Source organism: Flagellimonas sp. B-3 (assembly GCF_056857835.1).
This window is the reverse complement of record NZ_JBSXNW010000024.1, coordinates 420,274-435,096: the sequence shown is the minus strand read 5'-3', so window position 1 is coordinate 435,096 and position 14,823 is coordinate 420,274. Positions and strand designations below refer to the sequence as shown.

Sequence of the window (14,823 nt, the reverse complement as noted above, 5' to 3'; positions counted from 1 at the left end):
AAACTGAAAGAGTAATCCTAGCGATTATTCATCCCCGTTCCACTCTTTGTAAAAATGATTGAGATAGTCCAGCATAAATTGATGGCGTTCCTCAGCCAGTTTTTTTCCGCTTGCCGTGTTCATTTTCTCCTTGAGCAATAATAGCTTTTCGTAAAAATGGTTGATTGTGGGTCCTTTTGATTTTTTGTATTCCTCCTTGGTCATGTTGAGGTTGGGCGGAATCGTGGGGTTGTGAAGTTCCCTGTTTTTAAAACCTCCGTAATTGAAGGCTCTGGCAATCCCAATGGCGCCAATGGCATCCAAACGATCGGCATCCTGCACAATTTGAAGCTCTTTGGATGTAAATTTTTCTGTTTCCGTTTCCAGACTGTTCTTAAAGGACATGTGCTTGATGATGTTCACAACATGATGGATGGTCTCCGCATCAACGGATTTGGATGTAAGAAATGTTTCCGCGGTTTTTGGACCAATGCTTTCATCCCCACCGTGGAATTTTGGATCGGCAATATCATGAAGCAGTGCTGCCAGTTGCACGACCAAAGCATCTGCCTGTTCGTATTTCAATAGTAATTTTGAGGTGTTGAAAACACGTTCAATATGGAACCAATCGTGTCCTCCTTCGGCATGTTGGAGTTCCTCTTTAACAAAATTGATGGTATCTTGCACCAATTGGTCTTCCTTCATCATTTGGTTTTAACTCCCGATACAATTTGGTTTTCTATCTGGACAATGAGTTCATCGGCCTTGCCTTGATTTGCTATGGGCGGATGTACTTCAAAAGTAACATGGGAACCCAGTCCCATAGGAAATTTACCGTAACGCAATAGTTTCCATGAGTTATTGATGCTGATGGGAACGATTAAAGCGGAGGGTGCATTTTTCAACATCACTTTAAGTCCCGTGGTCCTGAAAGGTTTGGGCACTCCGTTCCTGCTTCGGGTACCTTCGGGAAAAATTACGGCACTTCGGTTGTTCGCCTCGATATACTTGGCCAACTTTTGAAGCTCGGCGATGGATTGTTTCGGGTCTTTTCTGTCGATCAAGGCAGAACCACCATGTCTTAAGTTGTATGAAACACTGGGTATTCCTTTTCCCAATTCAATTTTGCTCACAAATTTGGGGTGGTACTTTCGCATATACCAAATAATAGGGGGTATATCGTACATACTTTGGTGGTTGGTCACTATAATCAGTGGACGATTGGTCGGGATGTTTTGTTTGTTCCGGAAACTGTATCGTGTTCCCAGTACATTGGTACACCGCATAATGAACCAATTAAGTATGGAAACACTTTTTTTATGTGCATTGTACCCAAACACTTTTAGGCATATCCACTGTATGGGATGGAAAATAACCAATACCAGGCCAAAAAGCAGAAAGAAAACAACGGTTAGGGGATACGAAAGCAGTTTTAGCACGTGTACATTTTTATTGGTTGCCGTAAAAATAAAAAAACCACCCTTTAGGGTGGCTATTCCATGTTTTATTTCCTAGATTTTAGCAATGCTCGTTATAGGCTTCCATCAAGTTTTCTGCAATAAGTTCGGCAGGTCTACCTTCAATGTGGTGCCTTTCTATCATGTGCACCAACTCTCCATTTTTGAACAAGGCCATACTTGGTGAGGAAGGAGGAAAGGGAACCATGTGGTCTCTGGCCGTTTCAACAGCTTCCATATCCACACCGGCAAAAACGGTAACCAAATTATTTGGAGTTTTACTGTTTTGCAGGCTCAATTTAGCAGCTGGCCTTGCATTGGCTGCGGCACAACCGCAAACCGAATTTACCACTACCAAGGTGGTTCCATCCTTTTTTAAGGCCTCATTTACAGCTTCACTTGTATGTAGTTCTTCGAACCCGGCACTGGCCAAGTCTTCGCGCATAGGTTTAACCAATTCTTCTGGATACATAGACTTCTTTTTGATTATAGTACAAAGATACGGTATTGTTAGCGTTTTTTCATCACCCTTAACATTGCTTAAAGCTTTGTTTCTCTATCAAACCGTTATCTTTGCCGTTTAAATTTTGAAACATGATCAAGTGGATAGCCGCCTTTATCGGTTATTATTTATTTCGATTTCCGGGTGCGATTTTAGGGTTTATCGTCGGGACTTTTTTGGATAATATGGGAGGTTCTGGAAATAACCCCAGGTCCATATTTGAAAATGTTACCCGGCAATCGGTTTCTCCGGCCGATTTTGAATTGAACCTGCTCTCGCTCTGTTCCATAATTATTAAGGCTGATGGGCAGGTAAACCAAAGGGAGTTGGATTATGTGCGACAGTATTTTTTGAGCACCTATGGCAAGGAAAAAGCGAACGCGATTTTCCGGACGTTTAACGATGTTATAAAAAATCGGGAGATATCCGCACAGCATATCTGCAATTTTATGGTACAGCGCACCCGATACGAGGTACGCTTGCAAATGCTTCACTTTTTATTTGGGATTGCCCAGTCCGATGGACAGGTAAGCAAGGCGGAAATTCAAAAATTAAGGGAGATAGCGGGTTATTTTCGAGTGAACCAGCACGATTTTGAAAGTATCATGGCGATGTTCATCAAATCGACGGACAACTCGTACAAGATTTTGGAAATCGAGAAGACCGCTACCGACGAAGAGGTGAAAAAAGCTTACCGAAAAATGGCCAAAAAGTACCATCCCGATCGTGTGGTCACCGAAAATGAAGCCATCCGAAATGGGGCTGAGGAAAAGTTCAAAGAGGTTCAAAAAGCCTATGAGACCATTCAAAAGGAAAGAGGACTTTCCTAAGCTGTAGCCAATTTATTCTTCTTTCTTCTTTTGCTTTTCTTTTTTAGTTTGTTGATGTAGATGATGGTTCCCGTAATGGGCAAGCTGGTACCGATCAAGCAGGCCAAGAAATACAACCACTTGCTAAATCCGCCATAAATGGTTCCGGTGTGAATCGGCTTTATGGCCGAAGCAATTTTTACATTGAGCGGTTTGTCGGCATATATTTCTTTACTGACCACTTCGCCCGATTCGTGGATCTGTAGTCTGTCCTGAGCCACGGTTGACCAAGAATTGTCCGGAATCTTACGGAAACCATAGATCGGATTTTTTTCGTTGGGCAAACTCACCGTTAGTTCACCTTCGTAGTTCAACTCCTTATTGGCAAGGGCAATGGCTTCTTCCAAGTTAATGGATTTGCCGTTGTCCAAACGCTCCAAATCAACATCTGTGCCTCCACCACGGTTTCCGAACACCCGTGTTCCCATAATGGCGCTCAAACCATCGCGATACCCCTCAAAGGACCAACACAGCCCGGTAATGCCCATGATCAATATCAAAATGCAGGCATAAAAGCCCAAGGTGTTGTGCAAATCGTGGTTGATGCGCTTCCAATTGGCGTTGGTCTTGATTTTGAAACCGGCTTTTACGGTTTTCCATTTTACTTTTTTAGGGAACCAAAGTACAATTCCAGATAAGGCCAATATCATAAAAATGATGGTTGCAATGCCCACAATAGGTCTTCCCCATTTAATGTCCATCAATAACCAACGGTGCATTTTAAACATACTGAACATAAATTTGTCCATTCCCGTTTCTTGTGGGGCCAAAATTTCGGCGGTATACGGGTTCACTTCATAAGTAGAGCCTCTTCTTTGCTTGGGATCTTCTTTAATGGATAATTTATAGGGTGAAGTTTCATCAGAAGGTATAGTTATGGAGGTAAGGAGCCCTTTTGCTTTAATGTTGGGGTCGTTCACCAAGCTCGAAAGTGATTTTTTCGCCCCCATAGCCTCTACTTTCAAATCTTTTTTGAACCATTGTTCAATTTCTTTTTCAAAAGTTAGAATGGTGCCACTAAGGCAAACCAAGAAAATAATGATGCCGCTCACAAGCCCTAACCAAAGGTGCACATCGTTGATAAAAGCTCGGATTCCGTATGTGTTCTTTTTTCCCATAATCGCAAGAAGCTCCAATATTAGGTTGACCAATAAAAGTTTAGTTGGTTTTGATAAACATTTTCGCAAATATAATAGCTGGGTAAAAAAATTCTATTATTATTTGGATTAATTTTAAATAAACTGATAATATTGAACTTGCACCAATTGAGAATGTACATTATTGGTACATTTGAAAGCAAAAGCATATGGAGGAATTTCTGTTCTACATAAAACTTGGACTTGACCATGTATTGGACTTTGGAGCCTATGATCATATCTTGTTTTTATCGGCTTTAGCGGTCCCGTTTACTTTTAAGCATTGGAAACGGGTATTGATTTTGGCCACTATTTTCACCATTGCGCACTGTACCTCTTTGGCTCTATCCGTTTATGAAGTTGCCATTGTAGATGTTGGTCTGATCGAATTCTTGATTCCCGTTACCATTTTGCTTACGGCGCTTTTCAATTTTGCCTATGTCTACAAAGAGGCCTTGGACGTGGGTCTTTTTCTTCACATTTTGGCCACCGCTTTCTTTGGGTTGATCCACGGTTTTGGCTTTTCCAACTATTTTAAGATGTTGATGGCCGAAGAAGAGGATAAGATTACGCCCTTATTGGGTTTTGCTACGGGAATTGAGTTATCTCAAATCATCATCATATTGGTGGTTTTGATTATTGCCTATGTGATTTTGGACTTATTGAAGGTAAAGCGATCCATTTTTATAGCCGTTGCATCCATTTTGATCATAGCCATTACAATACCCTTGCTTATTGCTACGTTCCCCATATAGGACCTTAGTTAAAATTTATCGAATAAGGTTGTCTGGGTCTGTCAAAGCAGGTATATTTAATTAATTATCAGCGTTTTTTGGATTTATGAAGGCGAGCAAACAAGAAAAATACGATAAAGCCTATTTGCGAATGGCCCAAGAATGGGGCAAACTATCCTACTGTAAAAGAAGGCAAGTAGGAGCCATAATCGTTAAGGATAGAATGATTATTTCCGATGGGTACAACGGAACACCCACGGGATTTGAGAATTTTTGCGAGGACGATGAAGGGTATACCAAATGGTATGTGCTGCACGCCGAAGCCAACGCCATTCTTAAAGTTGCCTCATCCACACAGTCGTGCGAAGGTGCTACGCTCTACATTACCCTATCGCCATGCAGGGAATGTAGCAAGCTCGTGCACCAAGCTGGCATAAAACGTGTGGTATACCAGAATGCGTACAAAGACGACTCCGGAATTAAATTTCTGGAAAGGGCAGGAGTTGAAATCGTCCATTTGCCCGTTTTGGAAGAAATGGTTTAAAACCATAATTGCTATATGAAAAAGATCAAAGGATATATTTGGCCTACCTTACTTGCTCTAGCGGTAGCCATAGGCATTTTTATAGGAGGAAAGCTCCATTTTAACGATTCCCCGGAAAAATTGTTCTCCACCAATTCCAAAAAGGACAAGCTCAATCGGCTTATTGACTATATCGACTACGAATATGTGGACGATGTGGACACCGATAGCATTGTGGATGTCACCGTTAACAATATCTTGGGCAAACTGGACCCACACTCCGTATACATTCCAAGAGATGAGATGAAAGACGTGGCCGAAAGCATGAAAGGCGATTTTGCAGGTATCGGCGTAAGTTTTTACATGTATAGGGATACCATTACCGTAATAAGAACCATCAAAAATGGACCGAGTTACATCAGTGGAATAAAACCGGGCGACCGTATTTTGATGGCCGACACGGATACGCTTTACGGCAGAAGAATAGCCAACGATGATGTGGTCTCTACCTTAAAAGGCAAGATCGGTACAAAGGTAAATTTGAAGGTTTTTAGAAAAACCGAAAACAAAATAATGGACGTTCCCGTGGTTCGGGACCGTGTTCCAATCAGAAGTGTTGAAGCGTATTACATGCTCACCAACGAGATGGGTTACATCAAAATCAACCGTTTTGCCGAATCCACTTTTGATGAGTTCAAAGATGCGTTGAGAAAATTAAAACTAAGAGGTGCAGAGAAACTGACCTTGGATCTGAGGGATAATCCTGGTGGTTATTTGGGAATTGCCGAAAAATTGGCCGACGAGTTCTTGGAAGATGACAAATTGATACTTTTCACTAAAAACAAGAAAGGGCGCATTAAAAAAGCATACGCCACCAAAAAAGGGGATTTTGAGAACAAACCGGTATATGTGCTTATTAATGAACGCTCTGCATCGGCCAGTGAAATTATTGCAGGAGCCTTACAGGATAACGATATAGGTACTATTGTAGGTAGGCGTTCCTTTGGAAAGGGCTTGGTGCAACGCGAAATGGACTTGGGCGATGGCTCAGCGGTTAGGCTAACAGTTTCCAGATACTACACCCCAACAGGGCGGTCCATTCAAAAAACCTATAAAAACGGTAACCACGACTATTACAAAAGCTTTATGGAACGCTACACCAGTGGCGAATTGATATCTGCGGACAGCATTAAAGTGGCCGACTCCTTAAAGTTTGTAACCCCAAAGGGCAAAGTGGTCTACGGTGGTGGGGGGATTATCCCCGATGTTTTTGTTCCTATCGGGAGCAATCAAGAAGAAGCCATAGAGAGCATGGACGATACCTATCAGTTTTTTGCCCGTTTTGTTTTTGAACATTTGGAAAAGGACAGGACCATGTACGATGATTATGACCAAAACCAATTCTTGGACGAATTCAAGGTAGATGATATCCTTTTCGATAATTTCATACAATTTGTACTGGATAGAAAGGTAAAATTGGATTTCTATGCCCATGAGGAAAAGATAAAGGCGTATATAAAGGCCAATATTGCCGAACAATTGTTCTCGCCCAACCTATCTGCCCAGATCAAGGGAGATTTTGATTCCATGCTCAATAAGGTAAAAGCATTGGATAAAGCAAGGATAGATCAATCCCAAATTGGTGCTGTAGAAGTAAAACCTTGATTTATACCTTTTTAGGAAGTTTTCAATTGTTCTGTTATGCCCCTTTTTGTTGCCAACGCACTATCTGGCCACTCTTTCAAAGGTCAAATCGTTGACCTTTTCATCTGTCCTGTTATAATTTTGAACCGTAGCCGCGGCTATGCTTAAAAATTATGTCTCAAACTGCATCAAAAAAGGCCTATATCAATTCCAATCACAAATTCCTAAACAGGCTCTTAGTCTTTTAGCTTTTTGTCTATCTTTTTGGAAGTAATAAAGATCAACATAAGCACTATGGCACACAGCGAGGCCACTATCCCGATCAAAGCAATGGTGCTATCGCCCTGAAGCGGGTTTTCAAAATCTACCAAGGTTACATTATAGGCAATAAGGCCCAACGCCAGTATAATTAAAACTATAGCAAAGGTCTTGTTCATATCAATGGTTTAAATACCGTGCGTAAGTAACTCGTTTATGTTGGTGGCAAAAAGCTTAACCGCAATGGCCATAAGAATTACACCGAACACCTTTCGGATAATATTGAGTCCGTTTTTGCCCAAAATACGTTCGATTCTTGCACTGGACTTAAGCACGATGTATACAAAGATAACGTTTATAATAATGGCGACGATAATGTTCTCCACGTGATATTCCGCCCTAAGTGACAGAATGGAGGTCAAGGTACCAGCACCTGCGATAAGCGGAAATGCAATAGGTACAATAGAGGCGGTTTCCGGCTCATCATCCTTGTAAAGCGATATGCCCAAGATCATTTCGATCGCCAAGAAAAATATGATAAAAGCACCGGCAACGGCGAAGGAATTTACATCGATCCCGATCAAAGAGAGAATACTTTCCCCAACAAACAAGAAGGCAACCATTATACATGTGGCCACAATGGAAGCCTTTTCCGACTGCACATGGCCAACCTTGCTCCTTAGGGATAAAATAATGGGGATACTTCCCAAAATATCGATTACGGCAAACAATACCATTCCAGCGGTAGCAATCTCCTTAAAGTTAAAATTCATCGCATCATTTTTTTCGGACGGCAAATTTACGGGTAAAAAACACTTTTGGACTACATAAAATGTTTATAAATCATCAAATTTTCGGTTTTGAATTACCTTTGCCCAAAAAGTTAAGCGCTTAGTATGTTCCAGATAGGAAAAACCATAGTATCCGAAGAGATATTGCAAAATGATTTTGTGTGCAACCTAAATGCTTGTAAAGGAGCTTGTTGCGTAGGAGGGGAGTATGGAGCCCCCTTGGATGATTCCGAAACCGATAAACTCGTAAATATTTATCAAGATGTAAAACCATTTTTGCGCCCCGAAGGTATTGCTGCCATTGAGGAGCATGGTTCTTTTGTAAAAGGAGAGGATGGCGAATGGGAAACCCCATTGGTAAACAACAACGAGTGTGCCTACGTTATTTTTTCCGATAATGGCATGGCAAAATGTGGCCTCGAAGCCGCTTATGAGGCAGGCGCCACCAAGTGGAAAAAACCAATTTCGTGCTATTTATACCCGGTAAGAACAAGGGAGTACTCCGAATTTACGGCGGTAAATTACCATAAATGGGAAATCTGTGACCCTGCCTGTGCCTTGGGCGAAGAATTAAAGGTTCCGATCTATAAGTTTGTAAAAGATGCTTTGATCCAAAAATTTGGGGAGGACTGGTACAGGGAATTGGAGGAAGTAGCGGCAGAAAACGTTAGATAGTAGGAATATCCAGCACTACTTTGGTGCCGTTCGGGTCTCCATTTTCATCAAACAGGTCCAAAATATCCACATCGAATTTGTTTTGATAATCCTTGGCAAAATTGGCCAATCGTTCCTTGGTAATGCGAATGCCCAAGGACTTTCTCTTTAGTACCCTGTTTTCTTTGTTCACTTCTGCCATGGTTCGGCCCACACCATTGTCCACAATTTCGATGGTTACATGGCCCCTGTCCTTGTGCTTAACATTGATCTGTATTTTCTTTTCACCATCTTTTGGTGATAATCCATGCCACAAGGAGTTTTCCAAGAAGGGCTGGAGGGTCAAAGATGGAATTTTGATATTGTCTATATTGATATCTTTTTCCACTTCGATCTTAAAATCAATCTCGTTGGAAAACCTAATGTTTTCGATGTTCATATAAAGCTCCATGGTTCCGAGTTCCTCCGATAACGGGATTTCCTTTTGGGATGACGCCTCTAGAATCTTCCGTACCAGTTTTGAAAACTTGTTTAGGTAATGGACGGCATTTTTTTGCTCGTTGTTTATAATGTAGAGCTTAATGGAGTTCAACGAATTGAACAAAAAGTGTGGGTTCATCTGGCTGCGGAGCATCTGTTGTTCCAAGGTTAGTACCCTTTTTTCGTTTTTACTTTGGTATTGGCGATAGAGAATATAGAGAATGGACAAAATCAGTCCAACAATTAAAGCACTGACAAGAAGCGTTGTTTGGTTCTTCTTTAGTCTAAGGCGAACAATCTCATTTTCCTTGGCAAGTACGGCAATTTGGTTGTTCTTCTTGTCATTTTCGTACTTAACAATAATGTCGTTCATGTACCTTAAGTTGGTGGCACTGGAAATCTGTTTGTCGTATTCGTCGGCTTTTTTGTAATACTCGTATGCCTTTTTAAAGTCGCCCTTGGTATTTTGGAGTTCCGACATTTTTTCATAGGCATACAGAATGTTGCTGGGAATGTTTCGGTTTTGGGCCATTTGCAAACCTTCTTTAATAAAGTTCTCGGCTTCCATGTAATTGCCCAATTTTGTCTGTGCCCAACCTGTATTGATAAAAACCAGGGAGGTTATGGAAAAGTCGCCTATTCTTTTTGACTCTTCTTGTAGCGGCTCCAAAAGCACCAATGCCAAGTAGGGCATATCCTGTTTAAGATAGATTTGGGCCAAGCTGTTCTTGCATATCAAACGGCCAATATCGGAATCGATCTCTTCATTATAGGCCAGTGATTTTCTGTAGTTTTCCAGGGCACCTTCCAAATCCCCTTTTTCTTCAAGGCAATGCCCTATATTTTGATGATTGATGGCCAACCCCAGTTTATTGCCAAGTTCTTCTTCAAGTTTAAGGGCTCTCCGAAACTGTAATATCGCCAAATCATACTGTTCCAAGGTTTGGTACAGGTTCCCTATGCCGTTCAGCGCAACATTGATGCTTCTTTTTATATGGTTCGAGGGGTTTTCAACCTGCTCTGCCAATTCCAAGGCCTTTTGGTTGTAGTCCAAGGCTGTTTTAATGGCATCGGTACGTCTGTACACCACTCCTAACATATTAAGGCTAAGGATTCTAAAGTCGGTGTTGTTGGCCTCCTCGGAGGCTGACAGGGCCTGTTCATGGAGAGTCACCGCCTTTTCGTATTGGGAAATATTTCTGTATTTCATGCCCAATTGGTTCAGGGCATAGGCTCTGCCTACCAAATAATTATACTCTTTGCTTAAATTGGCAAAATATCTTAACAACGAGGTGTCCCTTTTTTCTGAATGCAATTCTTTGTCGAGGGCTTCATACGTTTTGGGCTGAAGTTGGACGAGTGTTTCGGCCTTTTCCTTAAATTCATTTGGGATTTCCTGGGCGATCAAGGAACCAAAAAACGAAAACAATAATAGAATCAGCAAAGTAGTTCTTTGCGGCCGATATAGATTTTCAAAGTATTGGAGCTTTACGATAGGCACGGGAACATTGTGGGATTAAAGCATATCCAAAAAGTCGGATTTTTTTTGCCGGGAAACAGGAATTTTATGATTGGATTCCAAAACCACATAACCATCGGTTTTGAGGAACTCTTTTATTTTATTGAGATTGATAATGTACGAATTGTGTATTCTAAAGAAGATGCTCTGGGGTAAAAGTGTGTTTACTTCTTTTAGTTTTTTGGTAAGTAATATTTTTTGACCATCCGTCAAGAAAATGGTACTGTAGTTGCCATCCGATTCAGCATACAGGATGTCGTCACTGTTCAAGAAAACCAGTTTGCCATCGGTGTTGATGGTTATTTTTTTGTTCTGTGATTCCGCATTGAAGTTGAGCAAAATTTTCTCCAACCGATCAATGCTCAAGTTCTTGGAGTTGAACTTTTTTATCTTGGCAATGGTTTCTTCAAGATCATCGGAGTCAATGGGCTTTAAAAGATAATCGATGGCCTCATTCTTTAAGGCTTGCAGCGCATATTGGTTGTAGGCTGTAGTAATAACGACCGGGAAATTCTTGTTCTTTAGGTTTTTAATAAACTGAAACCCGTCCATGGCGGGCATCTCAATGTCCAAGAACAGGCAATCGGGCGTATTTTGTTCCAAATAATCCAAGGCCTCGCGGGCATCGGTAAAAGATGCAATAATATCCACCTCATCGCTCAAGTTGGTCAGTTCCCAACTTAAACTTTGCAGGGCTTTTATTTCGTCATCAACTATTACAGCTTCTAGCATAATACAGAATAGGTTATATCAAATTTAGAATTATTCTTTACATAGTAATAAAATTATGTGTTAATGGATATTTAGCACGTATAACTGGTATAAAAAGATAAATCAAGGGAAAAACTGTCTTTTTTGGTACACCGCAAAAGAACTGCAAGAGGAAAACAAACGCAATCAGAAAACCGTGTAAACCAATTATACATAAAAAGGAACAGTTTATACATAGACCCTATACTTATGGGGGATTGTTATTTATATTCGGCTTGTCAAAAATTGAAAGACAGTTTATAAAGTTTTGGAAATGAGAAAATGTGCAGTATTGTTTCTGATTTTAATAATGGTTCTGATTTTTGCGGCGGTGTTAGATAAGAAAGATACCGGATTAAATTCTAGTTGGAACAAGGTAGTTGTAAAGAAATAAAATAAGCTTGTGACCAACAGTTGCTCTTAAAAATTTTGTATTACCAAATAATTGTACGGCCACAGCAACCAATCTCTTGATTGTATAAACCGCTTGCACAATTAATCTTCAATTAGGTCAAAATCTAAATTTGATTTTAGGTTTCGGGGGAACTACCTAGGACGAATAAAGGTTTGTGAAGGCCATGATTGAAGAGGCCGTACTCTTTGGTAATATTTGGCCATTGGCTGGTTCATCATAAAAGCGAGACCAAGTAAGTAAACAATATTGCTTCTTGGTCTTTTTTATTTGGTGTAAGCTTATTCCCATCTTTCCGAGAATTTCGACTCTCAAACCTAGATTTTCAACATTTTATGTTAAAAACTTTGTGCCTGTTTTGCAAAGGAGACCTTTAAAAATTCATTGCGTTTTTAAATCTTTGCCATCGCAAACTTCAAGTTTCAACTTTTTACGTGGTATCCGTTGCGATAACATTTAAGCTGATTTTGAATGATGCAAAAAACTTACTGTACATTAAGCATCCCAAATTTTATGCTCTCTGGTGTACATTAATTTGTACTGAAAAACAGTACGTGTGATAGTGTTTATTGATTTAATACCTCGGACAAGTTCACCCCACATTAGAACGTTCCGAGGTATTTTTTTAAAGAAAGTATAAAAAAAGCCTCCAATTTGGAGGCTTTTGATTTTATAGCTCGGTAAACCTTAGAGTGACCATGCTTTGCCGCTGGTCAGGGTGTTGAGGTCTCCACAAGGAACATACTCGCCGGGTATTGGCAAATAGGCCAATACTTCTTCACCAATATATTCTGATGATTTATAGGCCCATGTGGCCAAATCCCTTAAATCATTGGCAAACGAAAAACGGGCAATATCATCATCCAAGCTGGCTTCGCCTCCTTGCAAAATGGCCTCCATGTAGTTCATAATGGCTTCGGAATGTGCCTCTTCTTCTTCGTCGGTACGTTTTTTAAGATACATTTGCAATGCTGGTTCAATATCAGCAGGCTCAATGTCCATTAGGCTTTCCTTACCGGAGTCTGCAAGGACCTTATCATAGAATTTGTTCATTTTCATAACTACAAAGTCTCTTTGGTCCAAAGGCATCACTTCATCCAGGTATGCATCTATAAAAACGTGCACGTTCATCTCGGTTGCTGACGGAGTGTCCGTTTTGGGAAGGATTACGTCCAAGGTCTGTGCCATGGCGTATCCTTGTTCTTTATTTAGGAAACTGGGTGTCCATTCGGCGTAGGCCGGCTTGTTCTTGCAGCTCTGAAGCAAAGAGAACAATGTTGGTGTGGCCACTGCATAACCGAAGGCCAATCCCATATTTTTAAGTGCTGATCTTCTTTCCATTATATATTTCCTTTTTTAAGTTCTTGGGCAGCATGGTTGGCGGCCCTTGCAGTAAATGCCATGTAGGTCAACGATGGGTTAACGCAGCTTGCAGAGGTCATAAAGGCACCATCGGTTACATATACGTTCTTACATCCATGCACTTGGTTGTGTCCGTTTACCACGGATGTTTTTGGGTCACGGCCCATACGTGCTGTTCCCATTTCGTGTATGCCAAGTCCTAGAGCGTAAGGTCTATCGTAAGGAGTAATGTCCTTGGCTCCTGACTTTTCCAACATTTGAACGGCCTGATCCTGCATATCTTTACGCATATTCAGTTCGTTTTGTCTGATTTCCGCATCAAAAGTAACGGTAGGTAGGCCCCACTGATCTTTTTTGTCGTAATCCAAGGTCATCTTATTGTCGTGGTATGGAAGAATTTCTCCAAAGGCAAGCATGTTCATGGTCCAACCTCCGGGTGTAAGTACGGCATCCTTATAGTCTTTACCAAAAGAAGCCTCGGCGATCATTTCTTCATAATTGCCTCTACTGGCACCTCCTTGGTAGCCATAGCCCCTAACAAAATCTTTCATATTGGAATCCCCGCCGAGGTTCCTAAACCTTGGAATATACGTACCATTGGGTTTTCTTCCTTTATAATACTTGTCTTCGTATCCTTCAAATTTACCCGATGCGCCGACCAAGAAATGGTGGTCCATAATGTTATGGCCCAATTCTCCTGAATCGTTGCCCAAACCATTGGGGAACCTATCGGATTTGGACTGCATTAAAATAGAAGTTGATGCTACTGCAGAAGCGCAAAGGAAAATTACTTTGGCCTTGAATTCGAATTCCTCTTTGGTTTCCCTATCGATGACCTTAACTCCTGTAGCCTTTTTGGTGTTAGGGTCATAAATTACTTCATGAACAATGGAATCCGGTCTTAGCGTCATGTTTCCTGTTGCTTCGGCAGCGGGCAATGTGGAAGAAACACTACTAAAGTATGCTCCGAAAGGACATCCTCTAATACAACGGTTTCTAAATTGGCAACGAACACGGCCATCGCCTTCAAATTGCTTGTCGCTATTAATGTGTGCCACCCTACCTGCAGTAATTACACGGCCATTAAAATGTTCTGCAACTTTTCCCCTAACATGGTCTTCCACACAGTTAAGCTCCATCATGGGTTCGAACTTTCCATCTGGTAGCTGCGGCAAACCTAAATTTTCACCGGACACACCAATGTAGCTTTCCACTTTATCGTACCAAGGAGCTATGTCTTTGTAACGTACGGGCCAATCAACCGCAATACCTTCATTTTTGTTTGCGGTAAAGTCGATGTCGCTCCAACGGTAACTGTGCCGTCCCCACATAATGGAACGTCCACCAACATGGTATCCACGCATCCAATCGAACCGCTTGGTCTCGTTGTATGGGTGGTCCAGGTCATTTACAAACCAATGTTTGGATGCTGCTCCAGTTGTGTACCCTGTTCTGGATTGTTTCTCCTGCTTTTTAATGTCTTCTCGGGTTGCTGTTCCCGCATGGGGGAAATCCCAAGGATCCTTATCGGCTGTTGGGTAATCTTCACGGTGCTTTACCATGGGCCCACGTTCCAAGACCAAGGTCTTCAGGCCGTTTTCGCACAATTCTTTGGCAGCCCAACCACCGCTGATACCCGTACCTACCACGATGGCATCATAGGATTCCTGCTCCTGATTGTAATAAAATTTACTCATTTATTCGGATTGTTTATTTGCTAAATGTATTAATTATTAAATTAATTTTCTACATT

The 14,823-nt window shown here is 41.2% G+C and carries 15 protein-coding genes; 5 read left to right on the top strand and 10 right to left on the bottom strand.

The features are described from left to right. Window positions 1–24 precede the first annotated feature (24 nt). The 3 genes from AC13CS_RS14470 to AC13CS_RS14460 all read right to left on the bottom strand — a co-directional run bounded on the left by AC13CS_RS14470 (window position 25) and on the right by AC13CS_RS14460 (window position 1,908). On the bottom strand, window positions 25–684 hold the full coding sequence (locus tag AC13CS_RS14470) for an HD domain-containing protein (protein ID WP_293167261.1): 660 nt from the start codon (window positions 682–684) through the stop codon (window positions 25–27). After that, window positions 684–1,418, bottom strand: a complete 735-nt coding sequence (locus AC13CS_RS14465; protein WP_293166586.1) for a lysophospholipid acyltransferase family protein — start codon at window positions 1,416–1,418, stop codon at window positions 684–686. The genes AC13CS_RS14470 and AC13CS_RS14465 overlap by 1 nt, the downstream gene beginning before the upstream one ends. Window positions 1,419–1,497: 79 nt before the next feature. After that, window positions 1,498–1,908: a BrxA/BrxB family bacilliredoxin gene (locus AC13CS_RS14460; protein ID WP_293166588.1), complete on the bottom strand. Its 411-nt coding sequence runs from the start codon at window positions 1,906–1,908 to the stop codon at window positions 1,498–1,500. A 122-nt stretch (window positions 1,909–2,030) separates the two neighbouring features. On the opposite strand from AC13CS_RS14460, the gene AC13CS_RS14455 reads away from it, so the two are divergent. Then, complete coding sequence (locus AC13CS_RS14455) at window positions 2,031–2,768, top strand: TerB family tellurite resistance protein (RefSeq protein WP_293166590.1); 738 nt, start codon at window positions 2,031–2,033, stop codon at window positions 2,766–2,768. Here AC13CS_RS14455 and AC13CS_RS14450 read toward each other — a convergent pair. Then, a complete protein-coding gene (locus AC13CS_RS14450) occupies window positions 2,765–3,958 on the bottom strand; it encodes a PepSY-associated TM helix domain-containing protein (protein WP_313790346.1) in 1,194 nt (397 codons plus the stop codon). The two genes, AC13CS_RS14455 and AC13CS_RS14450, sit on opposite strands and share 4 nt — an antisense overlap. 155 nt (window positions 3,959–4,113) lie before the next feature. Between AC13CS_RS14450 and AC13CS_RS14445 the strand changes: the two genes are divergently transcribed. The 3 genes from AC13CS_RS14445 (at window position 4,114) to AC13CS_RS14435 (ending at window position 6,865) form a co-directional block, all read left to right on the top strand. Beyond that, complete coding sequence (locus AC13CS_RS14445; protein WP_293166592.1) at window positions 4,114–4,698, top strand: HupE/UreJ family protein; 585 nt, start codon at window positions 4,114–4,116, stop codon at window positions 4,696–4,698. A gap of 85 nt (window positions 4,699–4,783) precedes the next feature. After that, complete coding sequence (locus AC13CS_RS14440) at window positions 4,784–5,221, top strand: deoxycytidylate deaminase (RefSeq protein ID WP_293166594.1); 438 nt, start codon at window positions 4,784–4,786, stop codon at window positions 5,219–5,221. 15 nt (window positions 5,222–5,236) lie between these two features. Continuing rightward, window positions 5,237–6,865, top strand: a complete 1,629-nt coding sequence (locus tag AC13CS_RS14435) for a S41 family peptidase (protein ID WP_293166596.1) — start codon at window positions 5,237–5,239, stop codon at window positions 6,863–6,865. A gap of 215 nt (window positions 6,866–7,080) precedes the next feature. Here AC13CS_RS14435 and AC13CS_RS14430 read toward each other — a convergent pair whose 3' ends face one another. Both AC13CS_RS14430 and AC13CS_RS14425 read right to left on the bottom strand, forming a co-directional pair. Continuing rightward, on the bottom strand, window positions 7,081–7,281 hold the full coding sequence (locus AC13CS_RS14430; RefSeq protein ID WP_293166598.1) for a hypothetical protein: 201 nt from the start codon (window positions 7,279–7,281) through the stop codon (window positions 7,081–7,083). A 9-nt stretch (window positions 7,282–7,290) separates the two neighbouring features. Then, a complete protein-coding gene (locus tag AC13CS_RS14425) occupies window positions 7,291–7,875 on the bottom strand; it encodes a MarC family protein (RefSeq protein ID WP_293166600.1) in 585 nt (194 codons plus the stop codon). 123 nt (window positions 7,876–7,998) lie between these two features. Between AC13CS_RS14425 and AC13CS_RS14420 the strand changes: the two genes are divergently transcribed. Then, window positions 7,999–8,568: a DUF3109 family protein gene (locus tag AC13CS_RS14420; RefSeq protein ID WP_293166602.1), complete on the top strand. Its 570-nt coding sequence runs from the start codon at window positions 7,999–8,001 to the stop codon at window positions 8,566–8,568. Here AC13CS_RS14420 and AC13CS_RS14415 read toward each other — a convergent pair. The 4 genes from AC13CS_RS14415 to AC13CS_RS14400 form a co-directional block, all read right to left on the bottom strand. Continuing rightward, on the bottom strand, window positions 8,561–10,528 hold the full coding sequence (locus AC13CS_RS14415) for a tetratricopeptide repeat-containing sensor histidine kinase (protein WP_482888849.1): 1,968 nt from the start codon (window positions 10,526–10,528) through the stop codon (window positions 8,561–8,563). The genes AC13CS_RS14420 and AC13CS_RS14415 overlap by 8 nt on opposite strands. A 15-nt stretch (window positions 10,529–10,543) precedes the next feature. Then, window positions 10,544–11,278, bottom strand: coding sequence for a LytR/AlgR family response regulator transcription factor (locus tag AC13CS_RS14410; RefSeq protein WP_293166606.1), 735 nt, complete (start codon window positions 11,276–11,278; stop codon window positions 10,544–10,546). 1,117 nt (window positions 11,279–12,395) lie between these two features. After that, on the bottom strand, window positions 12,396–13,049 hold the full coding sequence (locus AC13CS_RS14405; RefSeq protein WP_293166608.1) for a gluconate 2-dehydrogenase subunit 3 family protein: 654 nt from the start codon (window positions 13,047–13,049) through the stop codon (window positions 12,396–12,398). Next, window positions 13,049–14,767: a GMC family oxidoreductase gene (locus AC13CS_RS14400; protein WP_293166610.1), complete on the bottom strand. Its 1,719-nt coding sequence runs from the start codon at window positions 14,765–14,767 to the stop codon at window positions 13,049–13,051. Before AC13CS_RS14400 ends, AC13CS_RS14405 begins: the two co-directional genes overlap by 1 nt. Between the last annotated feature and the right edge of the window lie 56 nt (window positions 14,768–14,823).